Here is a 21,886-nt window from a genome sequence, read left to right on the forward strand (position 1 = left end):
ACCCGGGCTCGGCGGGGGAACGGTGGTCCATCGTGAAATCCGTCCGCAGGGGGACGGCGGGTGCAAGTGTGCTTTGACGACGGCCCCCGGGAACGGCGCCTACCGTGCCCGGCATGTTCCCCAACGCCCTCTCCGTCCGCCGGTTCGCGGCCGGCGCGAGCCTGATCCTCGCCCCCCTCTGCCTCATCCTCGGCATGATCACCGACCCGTCCGAGCCCGGCGTCGAGGACCCCCTGGTCTACGCGGACAACCCCGGCGCCGTGGGCGTCAGCGCGACGCTCCTGCACTACGCCTGGGTGTTGTTCGTACCGGGCGTGCTCGGCATGGTCCACCTCGTCCGCGCCAAGGGCTCGGCGCTGGCCACAGTCGCGGGCGTGCTGGCGGTTCTCGGGCTGACGAACTTCTCCTCGCTCATGATCTCCGACTTCTTCGACATCGTGCTCTTCGACACCCTGCCGGCGGCTCAGGCCGAGAAGCTCATGCAGGACGCTGCCCAGCCCGCGATGGTCGTCGCCTGGCAGCTCCCCGGGATGATCGGGTCCTTCCTGGGCTTGGTGCTCGTCGCGGTCGCGTACGCGCGCGACGGACTGGCCGGCTGGTGGTTCCCGGCGGGGGTGCTCGTGGGCATCGTCGTCTGGCTGTTCGGGGCGAGCTCGTGGAACCTCGTCCTGGGCATCGGCGGGCCGGTCGTCCTGCTGGCGGTGTTCGGGGCGGTCGGGGTGTCGATCATCCGCACGCCGGTCCGGCGGGAGCCGGTGGCCTAGGGCCGGTCGGGGCCGCCGTCCTCGTCCAGCCAGGCGACGACGTGCGTCACGAAGCTGTCCACGAGGACCAGGGGAGCGCCGTCGAGCAGGAACAGCGCGACAAGGTGGTCGACCCCGAACGCGCGCTCCCACGTGACGGCCCGCCGGTAGGTGCCGGCGTCGACGGCCGGGCGCAGGTTGTCCCAGCCGTGCCAGCCCATGAAGGCCGCGTCGATCGCCGGGTCGAACAGGTGGGCCCGGTCCCAGTCGAGGACGCCGACCAGCTTGCCGTTCTCGTCCCAGTGGACGTTCCCGCCGACGAGGTCGCCGTGGACGAGCGTGTCGGGGACCGGTTCCAGGGCCAGGGCGTCGGCGAGGCGTCGCCGTCCCCTGTCACGCCACCTGTCCGGGAGGCGGGGGATGACCTCCTCGGCGACGATCGTGCTCCAGCTCTCGCGGCCCGCGCACGCGCGGGGCGCGGGCAGCAGGGCCCGCAGCTCCGGCGTGAGGGGCAACTCGCGTACGGACCTCAGCAGCTCGCCGATCAGGGCCGGGTCGCCCTGGCCGGCGCCGAGCCCGGCCCCTTCGATCCAGGACACCGCCACCGCCGCCCGCTCCCCGAACGTCGTCACCGGCGTCAGCGGCGTGGGCACCGCGAACGGCGGTCCGGCGGCCCCGATGGCACGCAGCACCTCGGTCCTGCGCGGCAGCGCCTCGGCCGCGGCGGCCCGCCGGCTGACCCGTACGGCCGCCACCCCCGGGATCAGCACCACGTCATGCATGCCGCCGTCGCCCAGGCGCGCCGTGTCGAGGGGCGCGTGCGGCACGAGCGCGTCGGCGATCTCCAGCAGGTCGGCGGGTACGGGCTCGCTCATCGTGATCGTCTCTTCCCGGGGCTGAGGGTTCGCGTAGAGCCTAGGGGAGCCGGACCGGCGTCCGAACTCTCTAGCATGGTGGCCCATGACTTTCAGTGTGCTCGCCGTACATGCCCATCCCGACGACGAGGCGATCTGGACGGGCGGCACCCTCGCCAAATACGCCGACGAGGGCGCCAGAACGGCCGTGGTCACCTGCACCGGGGCCGAAGGCACCCTCCGGGCGCGGGAGCTGGAACGAGCCCTCGACATCCTCGGCGCGGGCGAGCCCCGGCTGCTGGGCTTCGCCGACGCGCGCAACCCCGACTCCGCCCCCGGCCGCCCGCGTTTCCTGGACGTGCCGTTCGACGAGACGGTGGGCCTGCTGGTCGGGCACATCAGGGACGTCCGGCCCGACGTCGTGCTCACCTACGACGGCTTCGGCGGCTACGGCCACCCCGACCACGTCCACGTGCACCGGGCCGCCCTGGCCGCGGTCGAGGCGGCCGGCTACGACCAGCTCTACCTCGACGCCGGCGACCCCTGGCGGCCGCACGCGCTCTACCTGGCGACCATCCCGCGCTCGGTCGTGACCTCGCACTGGCGGGCGGTCTTCGGCGCCGACCCGGAGCCCGGCCAGGCCCTGCCCGGGGTCCCCGACGACCAGGTCTCGGCCGCGCTCGACGTCTCGCGCTGGTCGGAGCGCAAGTGGGCGGCGATGCACGCCCACGAGTCGGAGGTCGGGCGCGGCGCGTCGATGACCATGCTGACCTCGCTGCCGGAGCCGGCCAGGACCCAGATGCTCTCCAACGAGTGGTACCGCAGGATCGCGTTCTAGAGCAGCCCGGCGGAGAACGTGCGGCCGTCGACCTTGAGCTTGCCGCCCGAGCAGGACACCTTCGGCGAGTCCGTCCCCGGCACGATCACCGTCAGCAGCGACTTCGCCGCCGGCGAGACCACCACGTTGGTCGGCTGCTTGGCCAGGTACGTGGGCGACACCCAGCCCAGCTTGCCGCCGCGCTCCACCTTCTGCCCGCCGATCCGCTCGCACGAGGAGAACTGCAGCAGCGTCACCTTGAAGGCGCCGTCGGCCAGCACCACCTTGCCGCCGCCGGACGAGACGACCTTGAACGAAGGGGCGAACCGCCACAGGTTGCGGATCTTCTTGCCCCCGGAGGCCGTGTCGAGCACCGCCATCAGGTCCTCGCCGTGGTTCACCAGCACCGAGCGCGTCCGGCTCACGCCGTAGGCGGTGTCCGTGAGCCGGAAGGCCTGCCGGTCCTTGCCGTAGGAGGTCTTGGTCAGCTTGGACGCGGTACGCGGCCGGAACCGGGCGCCCACGACCGTCGGCACGTTGTGCGCCTCGGGGGAGAGCGTCCAGTAGCGGTAGGCGCTCTTCTCGTAGGAGTGGAAACCGCCGTCCATGAGGATGTCGCGGCCCTGCGCGTAGTACGTGACGCCCAGATGGTCCTCGTGCCCGTGGAACTTCATGCCGGGGCCGAACCTGATCGAGTAGTACGCCGAGTCCGGCTTGCCCCAGGCCGTACGGCCGTAGACGTAACCGGCCTTGTAGACCTTGACCTTCTCCTTCGGGGTGCCGGTCTCCATCTTGGGCTCGGTCTCGGCGCTGCCGTCGCCGAGCGGGGCCATGTAGCCGTTGGGCATCGTGGAGTGGGCGATGAAGTCCTTCAGCGCCTCGGCCCGCCGGCCGATCTCGGCGGGCACCTTGCGGTCGCACGCCTTCATGTTGGTCATGGCGACCTGGAGGCGGCCGTACACGTAGACGGCGTAGCGGGGGGCCTGCTCCATGAGCGCGCCCTGGGAGTCGACATCGAGCTTGACCGTGCCGGTGAGCCGCCTGGAGGCCAGGTTCGACCAGTCGGAGCGGCCGTACCTGCAGCCGATGCCCATGAGCGCGATGTCCTGGTCGATGCCGTGGTTGTGGCCCTTCTTGTAGAGCCGGGCGTCCGACAGCAGCTTGGCGTGCTCGGCCAGGCTGTCCTTCAGCCAGCTCTCCTTGACGTGCATGCTCAGGCACAGCAGCGGCTGCGTGCGCAGCGAGACCGGGTGGTCCTTCCACACGTACGACTTGGTCGAGGCGGCGCCGCGCCTGTTGCTCGCCACCCAGTCCTTGGCGATGTCGGTGGCACGATCCAGATAACGCCGCTCGCCGGTGTTCTCGTAGGCCACGACGAGGGTGCCCATCCAGCGCAGCGACTGGAACACGAACTCCCACGACCGGTTCCGGTACGGGCTCGCCCCCCAGTTGATGTCCTTGCCCAGCTTGTACGCCGGCAGCCCCACCAGGGAGATCTCGCCCTTCATGACGTCCTCGGCCGTCGGCGTGCCGGGCAGCCAGTCACCCTGGCACTGCGCGGTACGGGTCACCTTGTCGGCGGCCTGGGCCGGGCTCACCAGCGTGCTGGTCGCGAGCGTGAGGGCAAGAGGTATCGCGAGCCGGCGCACGCCAGGGTTCCTTCCGGACAAAAAAGTGAGGGCGGGACATGCTTTCGGAATCACGATCAAGCGGTCAAGTCGCGTACCGGATCGTTAACGGGCCGATGCCCGCCGGTGCCTCCGGCGGCGCGGATGTCATGCTGGATCCGTGAGATACGACGACATCGTGATCCCTGACACGCCCGCCTGCCGGGGTGCGCTTGAGGTGGCCACGCGCTACCAGACGCCCTCGCTGCTCAACCACTCCGTGCGTGCCTATCTGTGGGCGGCGGCGTACGCGCAGACCAGGATGATCGACTTCGACGCCGAGCTGCTCTACGTGTCGTCGATGCTGCACGACCTCGGCCTGGTCGCCGAGTTCGACAGCCATACGGTGCCGTTCGAGGAGGCGGGCGGCCATGTGGCCTGGGCCTTCTGCGCGGGGGCCGGCTGGTCGCCCGAGCGCCGGCTGCGCGCCTCCGAGGTGATCGTCCGGCACATGTGGGAGGAGGTGCCGGTGGAGGAGGATCCCGAGGGTCACCTGCTGGAGCTGTCCACCGGCATGGACATCTCCGGACGGCGTACCGAGGACATCCCCGACGGCGTGCGGCACGAGGTGCTGGACCGTCACCCGCGCCTGGAGATCGCCAAGGAGTTCACCGCCTGCATCGCCGACCAGGGCGCGCGCAAGCCGTCTAGCTACGCCGGCCGGTTCGTCCGCGGGGGCGTCGCCGACCGCATCGCGAGCAACCCGCTCGACGCCTAACCCTTGGGCCCGGCGCTCTGCACGACGTCGAAGCTCCACACCTGGGAGCCCGTCGCCGCCGGGCCCTGGCCGTGGCCGTGGCCCTGCCCACCGGCGGCAGCGGCCTGGGCGTGGCCGCGCTGGAACGCCTGCCCCTGCTGCCAGGTCTGGAAGTCCTCCTCGCTGCGCCAGCGCGTGTAGACGAGGTACTGGTCGGTGCCCTCGACCGGCCGCAGCAGCTCGAACCACTCGAACCCGTCGGCCGACTCCACCATCCCGGCCCGGCCCGAGAAGCGCTTCTCCAGCTCCTCGCGCATCTCGGCGGGCACGGTCAGGACGTTGATCTTCACGATGGACAACGAGGACCCCTCTCGATGAAGCCTTAGCGCACGACCCGCTGCGTCGCAGGTGAGGGCTCCAGGCTAACGCGGGCCACCGCCGGTACGTGATCCCTGTCCAGCGCGTCCCGCAGGTTCGGCAGCGTGACCCGGGACAGGTGCCCGCTCAGCTCGCTCATCGGGGCGGCCTCGTCGGCGGCCACGCGCAGCCGCACCTCCGGCCGGCCGCGCGGGCCGACCAGGTCGGCGTCGGCGTTCAGCACGGCGGGACTGGCCTCGACGTCGGCGGCGACCGCGTGCGCCATCCCGCCCGCCGCGATCTCGGTGACCCCGTCCGGGCCGTTCTCCAGGCGCAGCCGGGTACGGGCGTCCCTGCGGCCCTGCGCGATCAGCCAGCGCAGGGCGAGCAGCGCGACCAGGATCGACAGCGCGGCCACGGCCCACCACACGAGCGGGCTGTGGACGGCGAAGAACGCGCGCGTGTCCCCGTCCACGATCGGCGTGGACGGCCCCAGCAGCCCCCGGGCCAGCGTGAGGCCGCCGAGGACGGCCAGCGCGAGGCCGACCAGGGCCAGCCCCCAGCGGTTGCCGCGTCCGGTCTTCCTGTTCATCGGCGCTCCTTGACGTTCACCGCCACCCGGTACGGCTCCACCGGGTCCAGCCCGGCGAGCCTGGTCAGCACGGCCTCGCGTACGGCCCGGCCGAAGCCCTCCCCGTTCCAGCCCGAGGTGGCGGGGGTGACGGCGACCGTACGGCCGCGGACGGTCGCGTGTGCCGAGCGCACCCCGGGCACCTCCTCGGCGGCGTGCTCCAGGGCCCTGGTGAAGCTCTTGGGACGCAGGCCGATGATCAGGTCGCGGTCGCCGGTCCGTACGGGGACCAGCCTTGGCCGTCCCGGCACCAGGGCGATGGCCACCAGCGCCAGGCCGGCGAGCACGACGATCGCGGCCCCGGCCAGGAACAGCGGGTGCGACCACGGCGTCGCCGCCGCCCACGCCAGCATCCGGTCGTACGGGAGCCACCGCAACGGGCTGCCGACCAGCGCGGACACCGCCTCCGCGGCGACCAGCAGGCCCAGCAGCGCGAGCAGGACGGCGACGACGATCGCGGGCACCCGCCGTTGCGGGCGGAAGGCCCGAACGGCGGCCCGGTCGGCGACCTTGTCCCGCGGCGGCGCCCCGCCCACCGGCGAGGCGGCCCCCGCGCCGCCGCCGGGCTCCCCGGGCGGGACGTCGCACGTCATTCCGGCTCTCCGGACAGGTCGGTCATGATCACGTCGAGGCGGGTGACGTCGAGGCCGGTCTGCATGGCCACCCGGTTGCGCACGTGCTCGCGCAGCCGCGCGGCGACCGCGTGCAGCGGGGCCGGGTAGGCGACGGTCACGTTCAGCCGCACCGTGGCCCGGTTCCCGCGCACCTCCGCGCTGGACGAGCGCGTCCACGGCACCCCGCCCAGCCGCGCGTCGCGCACCTCGGGGACCTCCCGCGCCGCGCAGCACGCGATCTTGGCGACCGCCCGCTCGCCGATCTCGGTACGCCCGCGCCGCCCGGGGTCGCCCGCCGGCGCCGCCCGCTGCCGGGGCACCGTCACCCGGGTGGCGGTGGTCATCTGCGCCTCGCGGTCAGGCCCGACAGGTTCACCTCGCCGGTCTCGGCGACCTTGCCGACCAGGAAGCCGACCGCGCCGAGCACGAGGACGAGCAGGAACGCGCCGAGGCCGCCGAAGGCCCCCGCGAGTCCGAGGATGATGCCGGTGGCCATGCCGATGACCGCCAGCCATGGGACGTTGCTCATGATCACTCCACCACGTCGTCGATGCGTACGTTGACAGGACGGCCGCCGGCCAGGTCCGACACGGCCCGGCGGATGTCCTCGGCGGTCTCGGGCAGCGGCCGGTCGAGGGTCGCGACGACGGCGATCGTCACCGCGTCCCCGTCGGCCGAGACGCCCATGACCCGCTCCCCGGGCAGGTACGTCGCCACCGTCCCGAACGGGCCGCCGGAGAGCCCCGCCACGCCGGGACAGGCCCGTACCCGTTCGGCCAGGACCTCGGCCTCCGCCTTGGCCCCGGCCTCGGTATCACCTTCGGCGTGGGCCGTGGGGCCCGGCCGGCTCATCGGACCCGGGGCTCCGGCTGTCCCGCGTCGTCGAGGAGCGGCCCGTCGCCCCGGTCGCGGTCGCGGTCCCTGTCGTGGTCTCTTTCGCGGTCCTGGCCGGGCAGGTGCACGTCGTCCACCCTGATGTTGACCTCGGTCACCTCCAGGCCGCACATGCGCTCGACCGCCGCGATGACGTTCCTGCGCACGGCGGCGGCCAGGTCGGGGATGGCGGTGCCGTACTCGGCGACCAGGTCCATGTCCACGGCGGCCTGCCGCTCGCCGACCTCGACGGACACGCCCTGGGCGACGTTGCGCTCCCCGCCGACCATGCCGCGCATGTTGCCGAACGCCCTGGCGGCGCCGCCGCCCATGGCGTGCACGCCGGAGACCTCGCGTGCGGCCAGGCCGGCGATCTTGGCGACGACGACGTCGTCGATGCTGGTCGTGCCCTTGTCGGTGACCAGCGAGGTCGCCGGGCCGCCGTCCTGCGTTCTGGCCCGCGGTACGGCAGAAGTCTGGTTGACCATCGTGTCCGGCACGTTCCGTCACCCCCCAAGAAGTCTCTAGTAAGCAGAGATATCCCCTTAACCACCACCAATGCCTTACAAAACGGACTCTGGGGGCATTAGTGGAAGGTTCCTGACTTTTTGGCGGTGGGCGGAGCCTTGCGGCGGCGGCGATAGCCTTGTCAGGTGCGTATAGCGAGGTTCTCCACAGGCGAAGGCGTGTCGTTCGGCGTGGTCGAAGGCGGTCCTGGAGAGGAGTTCGTCTCCACGGTCTCCGGCCATCCGTTCGGCCAGGTGCAGTTCACCGGCGAGCGCTTCCCGCTGTCCCAGGTGAAGCTGCTGGCCCCGATGTTGCCGAGCAAGGTCGTCGCCATCGGCAGGAACTACGCCGAGCACGCCCGCGAGATGGGCAACGAGGTGCCCGACGAGCCGCTCATCTTCATGAAGCCGTCCACGTCGGTGATCGGTCACGGCGAGGCCATCGCCTACCCGACCTCGCTGTCCGACCGGGTCGACTACGAGGGCGAGCTGGCCGTCGTGATCGGCAGGCTCTGCCGCGACGTGCCCGTCGACCGCGTCAAGGACGTCATCTTCGGCTACACCTGCGCCAACGACGTCACCGCCCGCGACCTGCAGAAGAAGGACGTGCAGTTCACCCGGGCCAAGAGCTTCGACACGTTCTGCCCGCTCGGGCCGTGGATCCAGACCGATCTCGACGCGAGCGACCTCGCGCTGACCACCACGGTCAACGGCGAGATCCGGCAGAGCGGCCGCACGAGCCAGCTCATCAACGACATCCCCGCGCTGGTCGCCTACGTCAGCGCGGTCATGACGCTGATCCCCGGCGACGTCATCCTGACCGGCACCCCGGCAGGCGTCGGCCCCCTCGACATCGGTGACGAGGTCAGCGTCGGCATCGAAGGCATCGGCACACTCACGAACAAGGTGGTCTCCCGTGACTGATCTACGGGTGCGTTTCGCCCCGTCCCCGACCGGCATGTTCCACGTCGGCGGCGCCCGTACGGCGCTGTTCAACTGGGCACTCGCCGAACAGTCCGGCGGCCGCTTCGTCCTGCGCATCGAGGACACCGACGCCACGCGCAACCGTCCGGAGTGGACCGAGGGCATCATCTCCGCGCTCGACTGGATCGGCATCAACGGCACCAACCCGGTGTTCGAGGGCCCCTACTTCCAGTCGGCCTACGAGCCGCAGCACCGCGAGGCCGTGGCCAAGCTGCTGGCCGACGGCAAGGCGTACCACTGCGACTGCACCCGCGAGGCGCTGGTGGCCCGCACCGGCTCCGAGCACAAGGGCTACGACGGCTTCTGTCGCGGGCGCGGGCTGACCGAGGGCGCGGTGCGCTTCCGCACCCCCGACGAGGGCGTCACCGTCGTCGAAGACCTGATCAGGGGCAACGTCGAGTTCCCCAACGAGGCCCAGGAAGACTTCGTGATCGCCCGCACCGACGGCTCGCCGCTCTACGTGCTGGCCAACGCGGTCGACGACATCACCCAGGGCATCACCCACGTCGTACGCGGCGAGGAGCACCTCGGCAACGCCGCCAAGCAGGTGCTGCTGTGGCCGGCGCTCGGCTCGACCCCGCCGGTCTGGGCCCACCTGCCGGTGATCGTCAACGAGCAGCGCAAGAAGTTGTCCAAGCGCCGCGACAAGGTGGCCCTGGAGGACTACCGCGACGAGGGCTACCTCGCCGAGGCCATGGTCAACTACCTCATGCTGCTCGGCTGGGGCCCCGGCGAGGACCGCGAGATCATGCCGTGGGCGGAGATGGTCCCGCTGTTCAAGCTTGAGGACGTCAACTCCGCCAGCGCCTTCTTCGACGAGAAGAAGTTGCGGGCCTTCAACGGCGAGTACATCCGGGCGCTGCCGCTTGAGACCTTCGAGGAGCGCTGCGCGCCCTACCTCGACCCCGCCTGGGACCGCGAGCTGTTCAGCAAGGTCGCGGCCCTGGCCCAGACCCGCATCGGCGTGCTGGCGGAGATCAGGCAGAACGTCGACTTCCTCTTCCTCGACGAGCCCGTCTTCGACCAGCCCTCCTGGGACAAGGCGATGAAGAACTCCCCGGTGGAGATCCTCACCGCCTACCTCGACCGCCTGGAGGTCGTCAACTGGGACCCGGAGTCGCTCAAGGAGGCTCTGGAGGAGGTCGGCGTGCCGCTCGGGCTGAAGCTGGGCAAGACCCAGGCCCCGGTGCGCGTGGCGATCACCGGCCGGACGGTGGGCCTGCCGCTGTTCGAGTCGATCGAGGTGCTCGGGCGCGAGCGCTCCATGGAACGCCTCTGGGCGGCGCTAGCGCGCCTGCGAGGCTGAGCGACGACCCGACGGCCATCGACAACCACACGCCTGTGACGCCGAGCCACGAGCTCAGCAGAAAGGCGAGGGGCAGCTGCACCACGAAGCCCGCCAGCGTGGCGGCGAGCAGGCGGCTGCCCCTTCCGCTCGCCTGGAGCACCCCGCCCACGGCGATCAGCCCGCCGAACGGCACCAGATAGAGCGTCATCCACCGCAGGAACCCCACGGCCACCGCCGGATCACCGGTGAACAACCCGGCCGCGGGCACCGCCACCACGTTGAGCACGACCGCGACCACCGCCCCCGTCACCAGCCCGAGCTTCAGCGGTGACCCGGCCGGCTCCGACCGCGCGGTACGGATCATCGCCGCCTGGCGCAGCGCGTAGAAGACCATGACCCCCGCGAGCATGATCTTCTGGCCGATGCCGTACCCGGCGACCTCGGCCGTGCCGAACCCGGCCACGATCTCCACCAGCGCCATGCCGACCAGGGAACGCGCCAGGAAGTCGCCGGACATGGGCAGGCCGGTCCGCAACACCTCACCCGCCGGCAGGCCGTCGCCGCGGGCGGCGCGCAGGCGTACGAGGGAGGTGGCCGCCACCCCGAGCGTGACCAGCCGCGCCGCCACGGTGGCCAGCGCGGCCCCCTGGACGCCCAGGTCCAGGCCGTAGATGAACAGCGGGTCCAGGGCGACCACCAGAACGTTGCAGATCAGCGCGTTCCGCATGGGGATCTTCGTGTTGCCCAGCCCTTTCATGATCCCGTCCACGACCGTCTGGGCGAAGAAGACCGGCAGCCCGCCCAGCGAGATCAGGAAGAACCCGGCCGTCAGCCCGGGATCGTCGGTGAACAGGGCCGCCAGCGGCTCGCGCAGCAGCACGCCCGGGACGGCGACGGCGACCGAGAACGCCGCCCACAACACCCAGCCCGTCCTGATCACCGGCCCGATCGGCGCGTGCCCGTCACGCCGCCCGATGAGCACGGTCACCCCCGTCGGGACCGCCAGGAACAGGCCGTAGGCCAGGTATTCGGCCGTGGTGCCCACGGTGACGGCGGCGATGGCGGCCTCCCCGAGCCCGGAGACCCACAGCAGGTCGATCACCCCCACCGCGACCACGGCCGTGAGCAGTTCCACGTAGATGGGGAGGGCCAGCCTGAACATGTCTCGTACCTCGTTTCGTTGTACCTCTTTTAGAGGTATAGCGTTACGATGCACGGCATGGCAAGCGGCGGGGATCTGTCCCTCACCATCCTGGGATTCCTGAACGAGCGGCCCATGCACGGCTACGAGCTCAAGGCGCGCCTGACGGCGCTCACGGGCCACCTGCGCCCGGTCAGCGACGGCGCCCTCTACCCCGCCATCTCACGGCTGGAGGCCAAGGGCCTGGTGGAGCGGCACGAGGAGGCGGGCGCGGCGGCGGCACGCAGGCAGGTGCTGACCCTCACCTCGGAGGGCCGCGAGGAACTGCTGCGGCGGTTGCGCGAGCCGGGCGACCTGGACATCAGCGACCAGACGCGCTTCTTCGCCCTGCTGACGTTCCTGTCGGCGCTGCCCGACCGCGCCGACCAGGCCAGGGTGCTGCGTCGCAGGCTGGCCTTCCTGGAGGCCCCCGCGAGCTTCTTCTACGAGGGCGGCCGGCCGGTCCGGATCAAGGACGAGCCCGACCCGTACCGGCGGGGCATGCTGGAGATCGCCCGCGCGTCGAGCCGGGCGGAGAAGGAATGGCTCCGGCAGCGCGTCGAGGAGCTGCCGGAGCCGTAGGGGGTGGCGATCGGTCGAGGTCGCGGCGGGAATCCGTAGGGGGTGGCGATCGGTCGAGGTCGCGGCGGGAATCCGTAGGGAGAGGCGGTCAGTCGAGGCCGCGGCGGGCCAGCAGCGGCTGGATGCCCGGCTCGCGCCCGCGGAAGTTGCGGAAGGCGGTCAGCGGGTCGATGCTGCCGCCCCTGGAGAGCAGCTCGCGGCGGAAGTGGTCGCCGTTCGCCCTGGTCAGGCCGCCGTTCTCCTTGAACCACTCCACGCTCTCGGCGTCGAGCACCTCGCTCCAGATGTAGGAGTAGTAGCCGGCGCTGTAGCCGCCGGCGAAGATGTGCGCGAAGTAGTTGGTCCGGTACCGCGGCCGCACCAGCGCCACGTCGATCCCGGCCGCCTCCAGGGCCGCCTGCTCGAACGCCTGCGCGTCGGCCACCTGCTCGCCGGCCGCCAGCTTGTGCCAGGCCCAGTCGAGCAGCGTGGCCGCCAGGTACTCGACCGTCTTGAAGCCCTGGTTGAACTTGTCGGCCGCGTTCAGCTTCTCCACCAGCTCGGCGGGCATCGGCTCGCCCGTCTCGTGGTGCTTGGCGTAGTTGGCCAGGATCTCCGGCCAGGTTCCCCACATCTCGTTGACCTGCGAGGGGTACTCGACGAAGTCGCGCGGCACGCTGGTGCCCGACACCCGCGGGTAGCGCACCTCGGAGAACAACCCGTGCAGCGCGTGGCCGAACTCGTGGAAGGCGGTGTTCACCTCGTCGTACGTCAGCAGCGTCGGCCCCGAGGCCGGCTTGGTGAGGTTGAGGTTGTTCATGACCACCGGCAGCTCGCCGAACAGGTACGACTGGTCGACGAGGTTGTTCATCCACGCCCCGCCGCGCTTGTTCGCCCTGGCGTACGGGTCGAGCAGGAACAGCCCGAGCGGGCCGCCGTCCTCGTTGAACACCTCGAAGACGGCCACGTCGGGGTGGTAGCCGCGCAGGTCGGGCCGTTCGGTGAAGGTGATGCCGTAGAGCCGGGTGGCGGCGAAGAACACACCGTCCCTGAAGACCCGGTCGAGCTCGAAGTAGGGCCGCATGGCGTCGGCGTCGAAGTCGTAGCGGGCCAGCCGCACCTTCTCCGAGTAGTACGACCAGTCCCACGGCTCGATCTCGAACCCGGCCTGCTCGGTCAGCGCCTCGGCCTCCTTGGCGGCGTTGCGCACGGCCGGGCCGACGACCTGGCCGAGCATCGCCTCGACCGCCTCGACGGTCTTGGCCGTCTGGTCAGCCACCGAGTAGGCGCCGTGGTTGGGGAAACCGAGCAGCGCGGCCCGTTCGGCCCGCAGCGTGGCCATCCGGGCGGCCCGCTCGAAGTTGGCCGGGGCGCGGCCGGCGCTCAGCTCGTACAGGCGGCGGCGCACGTCACGGTCGGTGAGCTGGGCCAGGCCGGGCTGGTTGGTGAAGTTCAGCAGCGGCAGCGCGTACGTGCCGTCGTCCTGGCGCAGCGACTCGATCCTGGCCTCGTCGAAGCCGTCGAGCTCCTTGGCGTCGGTGACGACCAGCGCCGCCTCCGTGGACGCCTTGAGCAGGGTCTGCGCGAACTCGGTCGACAGCTTCGACAACTCGGCGTTGAGCTCGCGCAGCCGGTCCTGCTCGGACTCCGACAGATCGGCCCCGGCCCGGACGAAGTCCTCCCGGTACTTCTCCAGCAGCCACGCCTCCTCGGCGTCGGACGTGCTGACCTGCTTGATCCGGGCCCACAGCGCCCGGTTGAGGCGGATCGCGTCGCTGTGCGCGGTCAGCTTCGGGGAGATCTCCTGCTCGACCTCCATGATCCCGTCGCTGGAGTTGGACGCGGCCATGCTGAAGAAGACCGTGGCCGTGCGGCCGAGGATCCGCCCCGAACGCTCCAGGGCCGCGATCGTGTTGCCGAAGGCGGGCGGCTCGGTGCTGTTCGCGATCGCGTCGACCTCGGCCAGCTGGTCGGCCATGCCGCGCTCGAACGCGGGCAGGTAGTGCTCCTCGCGGACGTCGGCGAACGGAGGCAACTGGTAGGGCAGGCTGCTCAGGGCGAAGAACGGGTTCTCAGCCAACGCTGGGGCTCCTCCACGTGGTGTTTTGTCCCCTTCAGCTTGGCACGTCGGAGCCCGTGCTGCAGGCCGCCGGACACCGCTTCGGCAATCGTTTTGGTCTTACCCCCCGAGCTGGGCTATTCTTTCGGACGTCGCCAAGCGCGCTCCGAGAAGGAGTTCGCAGCGGTGGGGTATGGTGTAATTGGCAGCACGACTGATTCTGGTTCAGTTAGTCTAGGTTCGAGTCCTGGTACCCCAGCAAGTTCCTGAAACGGATGTCTCCACGGAGATGTCCGTTTTTTCATTTCGCGAGCCCGTCGAGGATCTCGCTGATCCTCCTGTACTCCGCCGCCGTCGCCGCGTGCCCGGCCTCGACCGTGCGCACCTCGAACGGGTTGTCCGGGGTCGCCGCGTCCGCCTCCCTGATCATGCGGTCCTGCAGCGCGAGCGGGATCATCCGGTCCCGCGTGTGCCTGATGTACGTCCGGGGCACCCGTCCCCAGGCGTTCTTCCTGCCGCGCGCGTCCGCGGCGGAGACCAGCAGGCTCTCGTCCGGCAGCAGCGTGTTGAGCATCGCCAGGAACTCGCCCTCGCTCGCCCCGGCCATCAGCGCCTCCTTGGCCGCCGCCAGGAACGCCCGGTCGGCCGTCCGCCAGTTGATCCGCACCGCCCCGAGCGCGACCGGGTCGCCGATCAGCCCGGCGGCCAGCCCCTTCGCCAGGCTCGTGGCGGCCTCGGGGGTGTCCAGGTACGCCGCAGGCGAACGCAGCCCGGTGCAGCAGAACGCCGTGTCGTAGACCAGCCGGTCGATCAGGTGGGGCACCTCGTCGGCCGCCTTCGTGACCGCCGCCCCGCCGAGGCTCCCGCCCACCAGCACGACCGGGCCATGGGCGGCCACCCTGCGGACGACGTTCACGGTGGCCTCGACGTAGTCGTCCAGGGTGACGCCGGACACCGGTGAGGGCGCCGCGGCCAGCGTCCCCAGGTCCTGGGGCGCCTGGTAGGCGAGGCCGAACTGCTCGGCGGGCCCGTGCCCGGGCAGCTCGACGCCCACGGTGCGGTGCCCGCGCAGCGTCAGCTCCGGATCCCCCATGGCCACGCCGTTGGCCCCGGTCACGAACACGAACGTGGTCACCCGCCCGCGTGGCCGGGCGATCGCGTCCACGCCTGCCCCCGCCCCGGCGACGGCGGCGGCCTGGAACACACTTCTCCGTGTCGGATTGTTCATGTGCCGATGTTCGCCGAGGTCGGCGCCCGTGCGCATCGACCGCGCGGCCATCCGTACGGTGGAGCCCGCCCATCCACCGATCGGCCGATCCCGGGGACGGCGTGCCAGGCTGGAGCCGTGAGCCGGACACGGGGACGCGAGCGCCTGCTCCACGCCGCGCTCGCCTACGGGCTGCTGGCGGTCTCCGCCGTCGCCGCCGCCGTCATGGGCGACCCGCCGGCCGGCTCCAACGCCCTGGCCGCCGCCGCGCCCTGGCTCGTCGCCCCCTGGCCCGTCCTGGCCGTCGCCGCCGCGCTCTGGCTGGCCGCCGTCCCGTGGCTGCATCCCCGGCGCCACCGGCTGGCCGCCCTCGTCGTCCCGTACTACGTGCTGCTCGTGGCCCTTGCCGCCGCGCTGGCGGCTGGGAACCCGGCCTTCGTCGTGTTCGCCTCGCTCGGCCACCCTCTGGCCGTCGCCCTGCTCCCCACCCGCCTGGTGATGGCGGGCGTCACACTCACCGCCGTGGTCGTCGTCGCGGCCCAGGCCGGTCCCGGGGCGCCCGCCGGGCTGTTCGCCGTGGCCGGCGGCATCGCCGTCCCGCTGGTCCTGGCCGGCTGGTACGTCTCCGCCGAGTCCGACAAACGCCGCCGGCTGATCGGCGAGCTGCGTACCGCCATGGCCGAGAACGCGGACCTGCACGCCAGGCTCCTCGACCAGGCCAGGCGGGCGGGCGTGCTCGACGAGCGCCACCGCGTGGCCGGCGAGATCCACGACACCGTCGCCCAGGACCTCGCGGCCCTGATCGGCCAGCTCGGCGCGGCCGACCGCGCCACCGCCGACCCCGAACGCCGCCGCCACCTCGACCAGGCGGCCCGGCTGGCCCGCCAGAGCCTGGCCGAGACCCGCAGATCCGTACGCGCCCTGAGCCCCGGGCCCCTGGAGGACGCGAGGCTCCCCGACGCTCTCGGCCGTATGGCCGGGTCGTGGGCCCAGACCGCGGGCGTACGCCTCGACGTCGAGGTGACCGGCACCCCGGTGGCCCTGGCCGCCGACGTCGAGGCCACGCTGTTCCGCATCGCCCAGGAAGCGCTGGCCAACGTCGCCAAGCACGCCGATGCCACCAGGACGGCCCTGACTCTGTCGTACACGGACGAAGTCGTCATGCTCGACATCCGTGACGACGGGCGCGGATTCGTCCCGCAGGCGGCCGCTGACGGCTTCGGACTGGAAGGCATGCGACGCCGCGCCCGCGCCGTGGGTGGCACCCTGGAGATCGAGACCGGGCCGGGCCGGGGGACCGCCGTGGCCGCGGCCGTCCCCGTCATACCCGCGGAAGGCGGACGACCGTGAGAGTGCTCATCGTGGACGACCACCCGATCGTGCGCGACGGGCTGCGCGCCGCCCTGGGCGCCGAACCCGGGCTGGAGATCGTGGGCGAGGCGGGCGACGGCGCCGAGGCCGTCCGGCTGTCCGCCGAGCTGCGGCCCGACGTCGTCCTCATGGACCTGCGCATGCCCGGCATGGACGGCCTGGCCGCGATCAGGGAGCTGAGCGGGAGCGGGCCGCGCGTGCTGGTGCTCACCACGTTCGACACCGACATCCTGCCCGCGCTGGAGGCCGGGGCCAGTGGCTACCTGCTGAAGGACGCCCGCCCGGAGGAGCTGGTACGCGCCGTGCGGGCCACGTACGAGGGGGAGACCGTGCTCGCCCCCGCCGTGGCCGGGCGGCTGGCCGACCACGTACGCAGGCCGCCGAGGGCGGCGCTCAGCGGGCGCGAGCTGGAGGTGTTGCGGCTGGTGGCCCGGGGCGCGACCAACAGGGAGGCGGCGGCCGAGCTGTTCATCAGCGAGGCCAGCGTCAAGACCCACCTGCTGCACGCCTACGCCAAGCTCGACGTCCGCGACCGCGCCGCCGCCGTGGCCGAGGCCTTCCGCCGCGGGCTGCTCGGCGGGTAGCGTCTGCGGGCCCATGGACGAATTCCGTATGCGCGGGGGCGGCCTGGCCCGCTTCGCCGCCCCGTTCGCCGCGCCCCTCGTGCTCTTCTTCGCCGTCTGCCTGCTGCTCGGGGCCGTCCTCACCGGCAGCTCCGCGCTGGGCGTGGTGATCGGCGCGCTCGCCACGGCGGCCCTGTTCGGGGTGCTCGCCGTCAAACACCGCCGCCTGGTCGCGGGCACCGTGGTGCGCTTCTCGGACGAGGGCGTCGAGCTGGCCGACTCCCGCGGCTTCCGGGTACGCCTGCGCTGGCCCGACCTCACCAGGATCGACGTGGTGGACACGCAGTTGGCCGACCCCAGGAGCATGGGCCGCCCCGGCGGCGCCCGCGTACGGGTCCAGGCCCTGCGCTCGGTCGGGCTGGTCGGCTGGGGCGAACGTACGCTCCCGCCGCGCGTACCCGGCTGGATGCGCGAGCGCCTGGCCCGCGTGCCCGCCGACCCCGCCACCGGACGCCCCGAGGTCGCGATCCCGCTGGGCGAGATCGACCCGCTGTGGGAACGCGGCCCGATGGGCGACCGGGTGCGCCGCCACAGGCCCGATCTGATGCGCTGATAAGCGGTTTGGTTGTGGTCTGCGGGGTGCGGTAGAGTTACCTGCGTCGCCGGGGAGACCCGGCACCAGCTTGTAAACAGGGTCCCGTCGTCTAGTGGCCCAGGACGCCGCCCTCTCAAGGCGGTAGCGCCGGTTCGAATCCGGTCGGGACTACCACTGTCTCAAGCTGCGCGAAGGTCCCGTCGTCTAGTGGCCCAGGACGCCGCCCTCTCAAGGCGGTAGCGCCGGTTCGAATCCGGTCGGGACTACGTCTTACCCAACGCTCCGATGCGTCAAGCATCCGGGGCGTTTTCGCGTTGTACGGGCCCGTCAACGCCGGCCGGGGCCCCCACGCGATGTCACGCGGGGGCCCCGGCCGATCGGATCACGCCGAGGAACGCGCCTTGAACAGGGCGCGGCGGGCCGCCTTGGCGATCTGCTTGTCGGGGTGGACCTGCGAGATCAGATCCAGCAGCTCCTCCACGTGCGCGTGCGGGATCTTCCAGATCACCTCGAGCAGGCCGTTGACCATGTCGGAGCCGATGTCCTGCAGGCTGCTGACGAACTCCGAACGCCCCAGCCCGGCCGAGATCGTCCACATGTCGAGGATGAGCCAGTGGGTGTCGTCCTGGGTGGGCTCGGGCGCGCCCTCGACGCCGAGCTGGCTCAGGTGCGTGGCCGCGTAGGGCCGCAGGGACGGCTGCTTGAGCGCCGCCTGCCAGGCCGGTACGGCGGCCTCGCCGAGGGTGCCCACCACGCTGGCCGCCTGTACGCGGATCAGCGCGTCACTCTCGTCCTCGGCCGCCGCGTCGAGCAGCTCCTCGGCGGCCTTCTCCGGCTCCCTGAGCCGCATCCAGGCCGCGAACTCGGCGTCGGCCTCGTCCTCGGGCAGCTCGGCGCTGAGCGCGAGCAGCTCGTGGGCGCTCATCGACTCGATCGCGGGCCGCGCGTCGACCTCGATGTCGGCGTCGTCAACCAGGTGGACGACGCCTTCGGTGCCGAGCGGGGTGAGGCTCACCGTGGTGCCCTCGACCGCGATCATGCCGTAGCCGACCAGCCAGTCGATGGCGGGGGCCAGCGGGTCGCCGGCCGCCTCCCAGGCGTCGCCGCCCAGCTCGTCGAGGTCGGCGGCGGCCTCGGCCAGCTCGCGGGCCAGCTCGTCGCGCTCGCGCGAGCCGCCGGCCAGCAGCAGCCTGACCAGCAGGCCCCGGGTCAGGCCGGCCAGCGCCATGGTGAGGTCGTCGTCGTCGAGCTCGGGGTCGCCGTAGTCGACCGAGTGCAGGCCGAGCATCCAGGCGTCGAGGACGTCCTCGTCGTCGTCGAACGGCCACTCGGCGGTGTCGTCCTGGACGGCCACCGTGTTGCCCTCGCCCGGTTCGAGGAACTCCAGGTCGACGGCCAGGTTCCAGATGTTCCACAGGTAGGGGACGGCCTCGGCGACCGGACCGTCGGTCTCGGGCCTGGGCAGGCCGATGGTGGTCAGGGCCTCCTCCACCTCGGTGTCGGTGAGCAGGGTGTCCTCACCGACGCGGCGGCCGGAGCCCACCCACAGCGCCAGGTCGCGGGCCTTGGCGACCAGCGGCGACTGGCGGGCGGCCGCGGCCAGCTCGGAGTCGGGCCGCAGCCTGATCGTGTCGAGCTCGGCCAGCTCGTCGGCGAACGCCTCGAAGTCGCCCAGGTCGCCTGTCTCCTCCTCGTCGTCACCCGCGCCGTCCTCGTCGAGCAGGTCTTCCATGAGCTCGACGAACTCGTCCTCGACGTCGTCGAGCTCGGCCTGCAACTCGGCGAGCGAGTCGGAGCCCTTGGCGAGCCTGCCGGTCTGGGAGAGGAACGTCAGGTACGCGTCGACGGCGGGAAGCATGCCGTCGGCGGCGGCGTCGGGATCCTCCACGACCTTCGGCATGCGGTCGAGCAGCAGGTTGCGCAGGTCGGCACGCTTCCACGTGCCGAGGTCCTGCGAGAAGGCGAGACGGTGCCACAGAGCGGCGGGCCCCACGAGCTCGGGGTCGCTGTCGGGCGCGTTGGAGTGCGCCCACATGATGAACTCTTCGAGCAGGGGTCGCAGCTCAGTGGCGGCTACCTCGATGCGATCTGTCACGCACTCAGGCTAGTGCGCCCACGAGGCAGTCGGCCCCCGAAATACGAGCTTTCGCCGATCATGACGTGCGGCGCATGGCCTCGGTGATGCGTTCGGCGGCCGCCATGACGGGAACGGCGTGCAACCGGCCGGGCGCCCGGGTGAGCCGTTCGATGGGTCCGGAGACCGAGACGGCGGCGATCACCTTGCCCCCGCTGCCCCTTATGGGGGCCGACACGCTGGCCACCCCCTGCTCGCGCTCGCCGACGCTGTGGGCCCACCCGCGCCGCCGTACGGAGGCCAGGGTGGCGGCGGTGAACTTGGCGCCGCGCAGGCCCCTGTGCAGCCGGTCGGGCTCCTCCCAGGCCAGCAGGATCTGGGCCGCCGAGCCCGCCGTCATGGGCAGCGCCGACCCCACCGGGACGGTGTCGCGCAGGCCGCTGGCCCGCTCGGCAGCCGCCACGCAGACCCGCTCGTCACCCTGGCGGCGGTAGAGTTGCGCGCTCTCGCCGGTCAGGTCGCGCAGCTGGATCAGAACGGGCGAGGCCACCGCGAGCAGCCGATCCTCGCCGGCCGCCGTGGACAACTCCGACAGCCGCGGCCCGAGCACGAATCTTCCCTGTGTGTCGCGACTCACGATCCGGTGGTGCTCAAGGGCGACGGCCAGCCGGTGGGCCGTGGGGCGGGCCAGGCCGGTGGCCTGGACGAGCTGAGCCAGGGAAGCGGGACCCGCTTCGAGGGCATTGAGTACAAGAACGGCCTTGTCGAGTACTCCGACTCCGCTAGAGTTGTCCATACACCGATACTGCCGTCTCGACATATGAGAAGGCAAGTCGGGGGCAATCTCAAGGAGGAGATCATGGGCCGCACACTGGCCGAGAAGGTCTGGGAGCAGCACGTCGTCCGCCGTGCGGAGGGCGAACCCGACCTGCTCTACATCGACCTGCACCTCATTCACGAGGTGACCAGCCCGCAGGCGTTCGACGGACTCCGTCTCGCCGGCCGGAAGGTGCGACGCCCCGATCTCACCATCGCCACCGAGGACCACAACGTCCCGACCGTGCTCGGCCCGATCTCCGACCCGGTGTCCAAGACCCAGGTCGAGACGCTGCGCAAGAACGCCGCCGAGTTCGGCGTCCGGCTGCACCCGATGGGCGACGCCGGCCAGGGTGTGGTGCACATCATCGGCCCGCAGTTCGGCCTGACCCAGCCGGGCATGACGATCGTGTGCGGCGACTCCCACACCTCCACCCACGGCGCCTTCGGCGGCATCGCGTTCGGCATCGGCACCTCCGAGGTCGAGCACGTCCTGGCCACCCAGACGCTGCCCGCCTACCGGCCGAAGACCATGGCCATCGAGGTCTCGGGCGAGCTGCCCGCCGGCGTCACCGCCAAGGACCTGATCCTGGCGATCATCGCCAAGATCGGCACCGGCGGCGGCCAGGGCTACATCGTCGAGTACCGCGGCGAGGCCGTGCGCAAGCTCTCCATGGAGGGCCGCATGACCGTGTGCAACATGTCCATCGAGGCGGGCGCCCGCGCCGGCATGATCGCGCCGGACGAGACCACGTTCGCCTACCTCAAGGACCGCCCCCACGCCCCCAAGGGCGCGGCGTGGGACCAGGCCGTCGAGTACTGGAAGTCGCTGCGCACCGACGACGACGCCGTGTTCGACAAAATCGTGGAGATCGACGCCACGACCCTGACCCCGTACGTCACGTGGGGCACCAACCCCGGCCAGGGCCTGCCGCTGGGCGAGTCCGTGCCGAACCCCGACAGCTTCGCCGACCCGGTCGAGCGCTCGGCCGCCGAACGCGCGCTGGAGTACATGGGCCTGACCGCCGGAACGCCGCTGCGCGAGATCGAGGTCGACACCGTCTTCGTCGGCTCGTGCACCAACGGCCGCATCGAGGACCTGCGCTCGGCCGCCGAGATCCTGCGCGGCCGCCAGGTCACCACCCGCACGCTGATCGTGCCCGGCTCGATGCTGGTCAAGCTCCAGGCCGAGCAGGAGGGCCTGCACGAGGTCTTCAAGGCCGCCGGCGCCGAGTGGCGCGAGGCCGGCTGCTCGATGTGCCTCGGCATGAACCCCGACACCCTCGCGCCCGGCGAGCGCAGCGCCTCCACCTCCAACCGCAACTTCGAGGGCCGCCAGGGCAAGGGTGGCCGCACCCACCTGGTCTCGCCGCAGGTCGCCGCCGCGACCGCCGTCACCGGCCGCCTGACCGCCCCCGCCGACCTGTAA

Annotated in this window: 24 protein-coding genes and 3 tRNA genes; 13 read left to right on the forward strand and 14 right to left on the reverse strand. The window is 71.7% G+C overall.

Features of this window, described 5'->3' with window-relative positions; genetic code table 11:
* Positions 1 to 113: 113 nt before the first annotated feature.
* On the forward strand, positions 114 to 764 hold the full coding sequence (locus IEZ27_RS08380) for a hypothetical protein (RefSeq protein ID WP_189646693.1): 651 nt from the start codon (positions 114 to 116) through the stop codon (positions 762 to 764).
* On the opposite strand, the gene IEZ27_RS08385 is transcribed toward IEZ27_RS08380, so the two are convergent.
* Positions 761 to 1,618 carry an aminoglycoside phosphotransferase family protein gene (locus tag IEZ27_RS08385; RefSeq protein WP_189646694.1) on the reverse strand — a complete coding sequence of 286 codons (858 nt, stop codon included), beginning with the start codon at positions 1,616 to 1,618 and terminating at the stop codon, positions 761 to 763. The genes IEZ27_RS08380 and IEZ27_RS08385 overlap by 4 nt on opposite strands.
* Positions 1,619 to 1,703: 85 nt before the next feature.
* Here IEZ27_RS08385 and IEZ27_RS08390 point away from each other — a divergent pair, with 85 nt between their 5' ends.
* Entirely contained in the window at positions 1,704 to 2,435 is a 732-nt protein-coding gene (locus IEZ27_RS08390) for a PIG-L family deacetylase (RefSeq protein ID WP_125637171.1), read from the forward strand.
* Here the strand turns inward: IEZ27_RS08390 and IEZ27_RS08395 are convergent.
* Positions 2,432 to 4,063: a heparinase II/III family protein gene (locus tag IEZ27_RS08395; RefSeq protein ID WP_229823655.1), complete on the reverse strand. Its 1,632-nt coding sequence runs from the start codon at positions 4,061 to 4,063 to the stop codon at positions 2,432 to 2,434. The two genes, IEZ27_RS08390 and IEZ27_RS08395, sit on opposite strands and share 4 nt — an antisense overlap.
* Before the next feature lie 139 nt (positions 4,064 to 4,202).
* Between IEZ27_RS08395 and IEZ27_RS08400 the strand changes: the two genes are divergently transcribed.
* Positions 4,203 to 4,799 (forward strand): HD domain-containing protein, encoded by a 597-nt coding sequence (locus IEZ27_RS08400; protein ID WP_189646695.1) that lies wholly within the window; start codon positions 4,203 to 4,205, stop codon positions 4,797 to 4,799.
* Here IEZ27_RS08400 and IEZ27_RS08405 read toward each other — a convergent pair.
* From IEZ27_RS08405 to IEZ27_RS08435, 7 genes are read right to left on the reverse strand one after another with little or no spacing between them, the layout of a single operon-like run.
* Positions 4,796 to 5,137, reverse strand: coding sequence for an antibiotic biosynthesis monooxygenase family protein (locus tag IEZ27_RS08405; protein WP_189646696.1), 342 nt, complete (start codon positions 5,135 to 5,137; stop codon positions 4,796 to 4,798). The two genes, IEZ27_RS08400 and IEZ27_RS08405, sit on opposite strands and share 4 nt — an antisense overlap.
* 23 nt (positions 5,138 to 5,160) lie before the next feature.
* Positions 5,161 to 5,727, reverse strand: a complete 567-nt coding sequence (locus IEZ27_RS08410; protein WP_189646697.1) for an Asp23/Gls24 family envelope stress response protein — start codon at positions 5,725 to 5,727, stop codon at positions 5,161 to 5,163.
* On the reverse strand, positions 5,724 to 6,359 hold the full coding sequence (locus tag IEZ27_RS08415; protein WP_189646698.1) for a DUF6286 domain-containing protein: 636 nt from the start codon (positions 6,357 to 6,359) through the stop codon (positions 5,724 to 5,726). Before IEZ27_RS08415 ends, IEZ27_RS08410 begins: the two co-directional genes overlap by 4 nt.
* Entirely contained in the window at positions 6,356 to 6,724 is a 369-nt protein-coding gene (locus IEZ27_RS08420; protein ID WP_189646699.1) for an Asp23/Gls24 family envelope stress response protein, read from the reverse strand. The genes IEZ27_RS08415 and IEZ27_RS08420 overlap by 4 nt, the downstream gene beginning before the upstream one ends.
* On the reverse strand, positions 6,721 to 6,909 hold the full coding sequence (locus tag IEZ27_RS08425; RefSeq protein WP_125637165.1) for a hypothetical protein: 189 nt from the start codon (positions 6,907 to 6,909) through the stop codon (positions 6,721 to 6,723). Before IEZ27_RS08425 ends, IEZ27_RS08420 begins: the two co-directional genes overlap by 4 nt.
* 2 nt (positions 6,910 to 6,911) lie before the next feature.
* On the reverse strand, positions 6,912 to 7,232 hold the full coding sequence (locus IEZ27_RS08430) for an Asp23/Gls24 family envelope stress response protein (protein ID WP_229823657.1): 321 nt from the start codon (positions 7,230 to 7,232) through the stop codon (positions 6,912 to 6,914).
* Positions 7,229 to 7,741 (reverse strand): Asp23/Gls24 family envelope stress response protein, encoded by a 513-nt coding sequence (locus IEZ27_RS08435; protein WP_189646952.1) that lies wholly within the window; start codon positions 7,739 to 7,741, stop codon positions 7,229 to 7,231. Before IEZ27_RS08435 ends, IEZ27_RS08430 begins: the two co-directional genes overlap by 4 nt.
* A 165-nt stretch (positions 7,742 to 7,906) precedes the next feature.
* Between IEZ27_RS08435 and IEZ27_RS08440 the strand changes: the two genes are divergently transcribed.
* Complete coding sequence (locus IEZ27_RS08440) at positions 7,907 to 8,683, forward strand: fumarylacetoacetate hydrolase family protein (RefSeq protein WP_125637164.1); 777 nt, start codon at positions 7,907 to 7,909, stop codon at positions 8,681 to 8,683.
* On the forward strand, positions 8,676 to 10,049 hold the full coding sequence (gene gltX, locus IEZ27_RS08445; protein ID WP_268246048.1) for a glutamate--tRNA ligase: 1,374 nt from the start codon (positions 8,676 to 8,678) through the stop codon (positions 10,047 to 10,049). The genes IEZ27_RS08440 and gltX overlap by 8 nt, the downstream gene beginning before the upstream one ends.
* Here the strand turns inward: gltX and IEZ27_RS08450 are convergent.
* Positions 9,943 to 11,193, reverse strand: a complete 1,251-nt coding sequence (locus tag IEZ27_RS08450) for an MATE family efflux transporter (protein ID WP_189646700.1) — start codon at positions 11,191 to 11,193, stop codon at positions 9,943 to 9,945. The two genes, gltX and IEZ27_RS08450, sit on opposite strands and share 107 nt — an antisense overlap.
* 57 nt (positions 11,194 to 11,250) lie before the next feature.
* Here IEZ27_RS08450 and IEZ27_RS08455 point away from each other — a divergent pair, with 57 nt between their 5' ends.
* Positions 11,251 to 11,793 carry a PadR family transcriptional regulator gene (locus tag IEZ27_RS08455; protein ID WP_189646701.1) on the forward strand — a complete coding sequence of 181 codons (543 nt, stop codon included), beginning with the start codon at positions 11,251 to 11,253 and terminating at the stop codon, positions 11,791 to 11,793.
* A gap of 88 nt (positions 11,794 to 11,881) precedes the next feature.
* Here the strand turns inward: IEZ27_RS08455 and IEZ27_RS08460 are convergent, their stop codons facing one another.
* Entirely contained in the window at positions 11,882 to 13,852 is a 1,971-nt protein-coding gene (locus IEZ27_RS08460) for a M3 family metallopeptidase (RefSeq protein ID WP_189646702.1), read from the reverse strand.
* Between the two features lie 166 nt (positions 13,853 to 14,018).
* On the opposite strand from IEZ27_RS08460, the gene IEZ27_RS08465 reads away from it, so the two are divergent.
* Positions 14,019 to 14,090, forward strand: a tRNA-Gln gene (locus tag IEZ27_RS08465).
* 42 nt (positions 14,091 to 14,132) lie between these two features.
* Here IEZ27_RS08465 and IEZ27_RS08470 read toward each other — a convergent pair.
* Complete coding sequence (locus IEZ27_RS08470; protein ID WP_229823661.1) at positions 14,133 to 15,059, reverse strand: alpha/beta fold hydrolase; 927 nt, start codon at positions 15,057 to 15,059, stop codon at positions 14,133 to 14,135.
* A gap of 117 nt (positions 15,060 to 15,176) precedes the next feature.
* On the opposite strand from IEZ27_RS08470, the gene IEZ27_RS08475 reads away from it, so the two are divergent.
* The 5 genes from IEZ27_RS08475 to IEZ27_RS08495 all read left to right on the forward strand — a co-directional run bounded on the left by IEZ27_RS08475 (position 15,177) and on the right by IEZ27_RS08495 (position 17,833).
* Positions 15,177 to 16,388: a sensor histidine kinase gene (locus IEZ27_RS08475; RefSeq protein WP_189646703.1), complete on the forward strand. Its 1,212-nt coding sequence runs from the start codon at positions 15,177 to 15,179 to the stop codon at positions 16,386 to 16,388.
* Positions 16,385 to 16,993, forward strand: a complete 609-nt coding sequence (locus IEZ27_RS08480) for a response regulator (RefSeq protein WP_189646704.1) — start codon at positions 16,385 to 16,387, stop codon at positions 16,991 to 16,993. The genes IEZ27_RS08475 and IEZ27_RS08480 overlap by 4 nt, the downstream gene beginning before the upstream one ends.
* Before the next feature lie 13 nt (positions 16,994 to 17,006).
* Positions 17,007 to 17,585, forward strand: coding sequence for a hypothetical protein (locus tag IEZ27_RS08485; protein ID WP_189646705.1), 579 nt, complete (start codon positions 17,007 to 17,009; stop codon positions 17,583 to 17,585).
* Between the two features lie 80 nt (positions 17,586 to 17,665).
* Positions 17,666 to 17,741 (forward strand) — tRNA-Glu (locus IEZ27_RS08490).
* A gap of 19 nt (positions 17,742 to 17,760) precedes the next feature.
* A tRNA-Glu gene (locus IEZ27_RS08495) sits at positions 17,761 to 17,833 on the forward strand.
* A 116-nt stretch (positions 17,834 to 17,949) separates the two neighbouring features.
* Here IEZ27_RS08495 and IEZ27_RS08500 read toward each other — a convergent pair.
* A complete protein-coding gene (locus tag IEZ27_RS08500) occupies positions 17,950 to 19,662 on the reverse strand; it encodes a hypothetical protein (protein ID WP_189646706.1) in 1,713 nt (570 codons plus the stop codon).
* A gap of 58 nt (positions 19,663 to 19,720) precedes the next feature.
* Entirely contained in the window at positions 19,721 to 20,437 is a 717-nt protein-coding gene (locus tag IEZ27_RS08505) for an IclR family transcriptional regulator (RefSeq protein WP_125637156.1), read from the reverse strand.
* A gap of 63 nt (positions 20,438 to 20,500) precedes the next feature.
* Between IEZ27_RS08505 and leuC the strand changes: the two genes are divergently transcribed.
* The gene (gene leuC / locus IEZ27_RS08510; RefSeq protein ID WP_189646707.1) at positions 20,501 to 21,886 is read left to right on the forward strand and encodes a 3-isopropylmalate dehydratase large subunit; all 1,386 of its coding nucleotides are present in this window, start codon (positions 20,501 to 20,503) and stop codon (positions 21,884 to 21,886) included.

This window comes from Nonomuraea spiralis, from assembly GCF_014648435.1.
Classification (GTDB): Bacteria; Actinomycetota; Actinomycetes; order Streptosporangiales; family Streptosporangiaceae; genus Nonomuraea; species Nonomuraea spiralis.

Bases quoted from the DNA above. Each gene is read 5' to 3' on its own strand.
- IEZ27_RS08485 (WP_189646705.1), top strand. From the start codon at position 17,007: ATGGACGAATTCCGTATGCGCGGGGGCGGCCTGGCCCGCTTCGCCGCC.
- IEZ27_RS08435 (WP_189646952.1), bottom strand. From the start codon at position 7,741: ATGGTCAACCAGACTTCTGCCGTACCGCGGGCCAGAACGCAGGACGGC.
- IEZ27_RS08425 (WP_125637165.1), bottom strand. From the start codon at position 6,909: ATGAGCAACGTCCCATGGCTGGCGGTCATCGGCATGGCCACCGGCATC.
- IEZ27_RS08385 (WP_189646694.1), bottom strand. From the start codon at position 1,618: ATGAGCGAGCCCGTACCCGCCGACCTGCTGGAGATCGCCGACGCGCTC.
- IEZ27_RS08380 (WP_189646693.1), top strand. From the start codon at position 114: ATGTTCCCCAACGCCCTCTCCGTCCGCCGGTTCGCGGCCGGCGCGAGC.
- leuC (WP_189646707.1), top strand. From the start codon at position 20,501: ATGGGCCGCACACTGGCCGAGAAGGTCTGGGAGCAGCACGTCGTCCGC.
- IEZ27_RS08420 (WP_189646699.1), bottom strand. From the start codon at position 6,724: ATGACCACCGCCACCCGGGTGACGGTGCCCCGGCAGCGGGCGGCGCCG.
- IEZ27_RS08455 (WP_189646701.1), top strand. From the start codon at position 11,251: ATGGCAAGCGGCGGGGATCTGTCCCTCACCATCCTGGGATTCCTGAAC.
- IEZ27_RS08390 (WP_125637171.1), top strand. From the start codon at position 1,704: ATGACTTTCAGTGTGCTCGCCGTACATGCCCATCCCGACGACGAGGCG.
- IEZ27_RS08415 (WP_189646698.1), bottom strand. From the start codon at position 6,359: ATGACGTGCGACGTCCCGCCCGGGGAGCCCGGCGGCGGCGCGGGGGCC.
- IEZ27_RS08505 (WP_125637156.1), bottom strand. From the start codon at position 20,437: ATGGACAACTCTAGCGGAGTCGGAGTACTCGACAAGGCCGTTCTTGTA.
- IEZ27_RS08410 (WP_189646697.1), bottom strand. From the start codon at position 5,727: ATGAACAGGAAGACCGGACGCGGCAACCGCTGGGGGCTGGCCCTGGTC.
- IEZ27_RS08450 (WP_189646700.1), bottom strand. From the start codon at position 11,193: ATGTTCAGGCTGGCCCTCCCCATCTACGTGGAACTGCTCACGGCCGTG.
- IEZ27_RS08430 (WP_229823657.1), bottom strand. From the start codon at position 7,232: ATGAGCCGGCCGGGCCCCACGGCCCACGCCGAAGGTGATACCGAGGCC.
- IEZ27_RS08470 (WP_229823661.1), bottom strand. From the start codon at position 15,059: ATGAACAATCCGACACGGAGAAGTGTGTTCCAGGCCGCCGCCGTCGCC.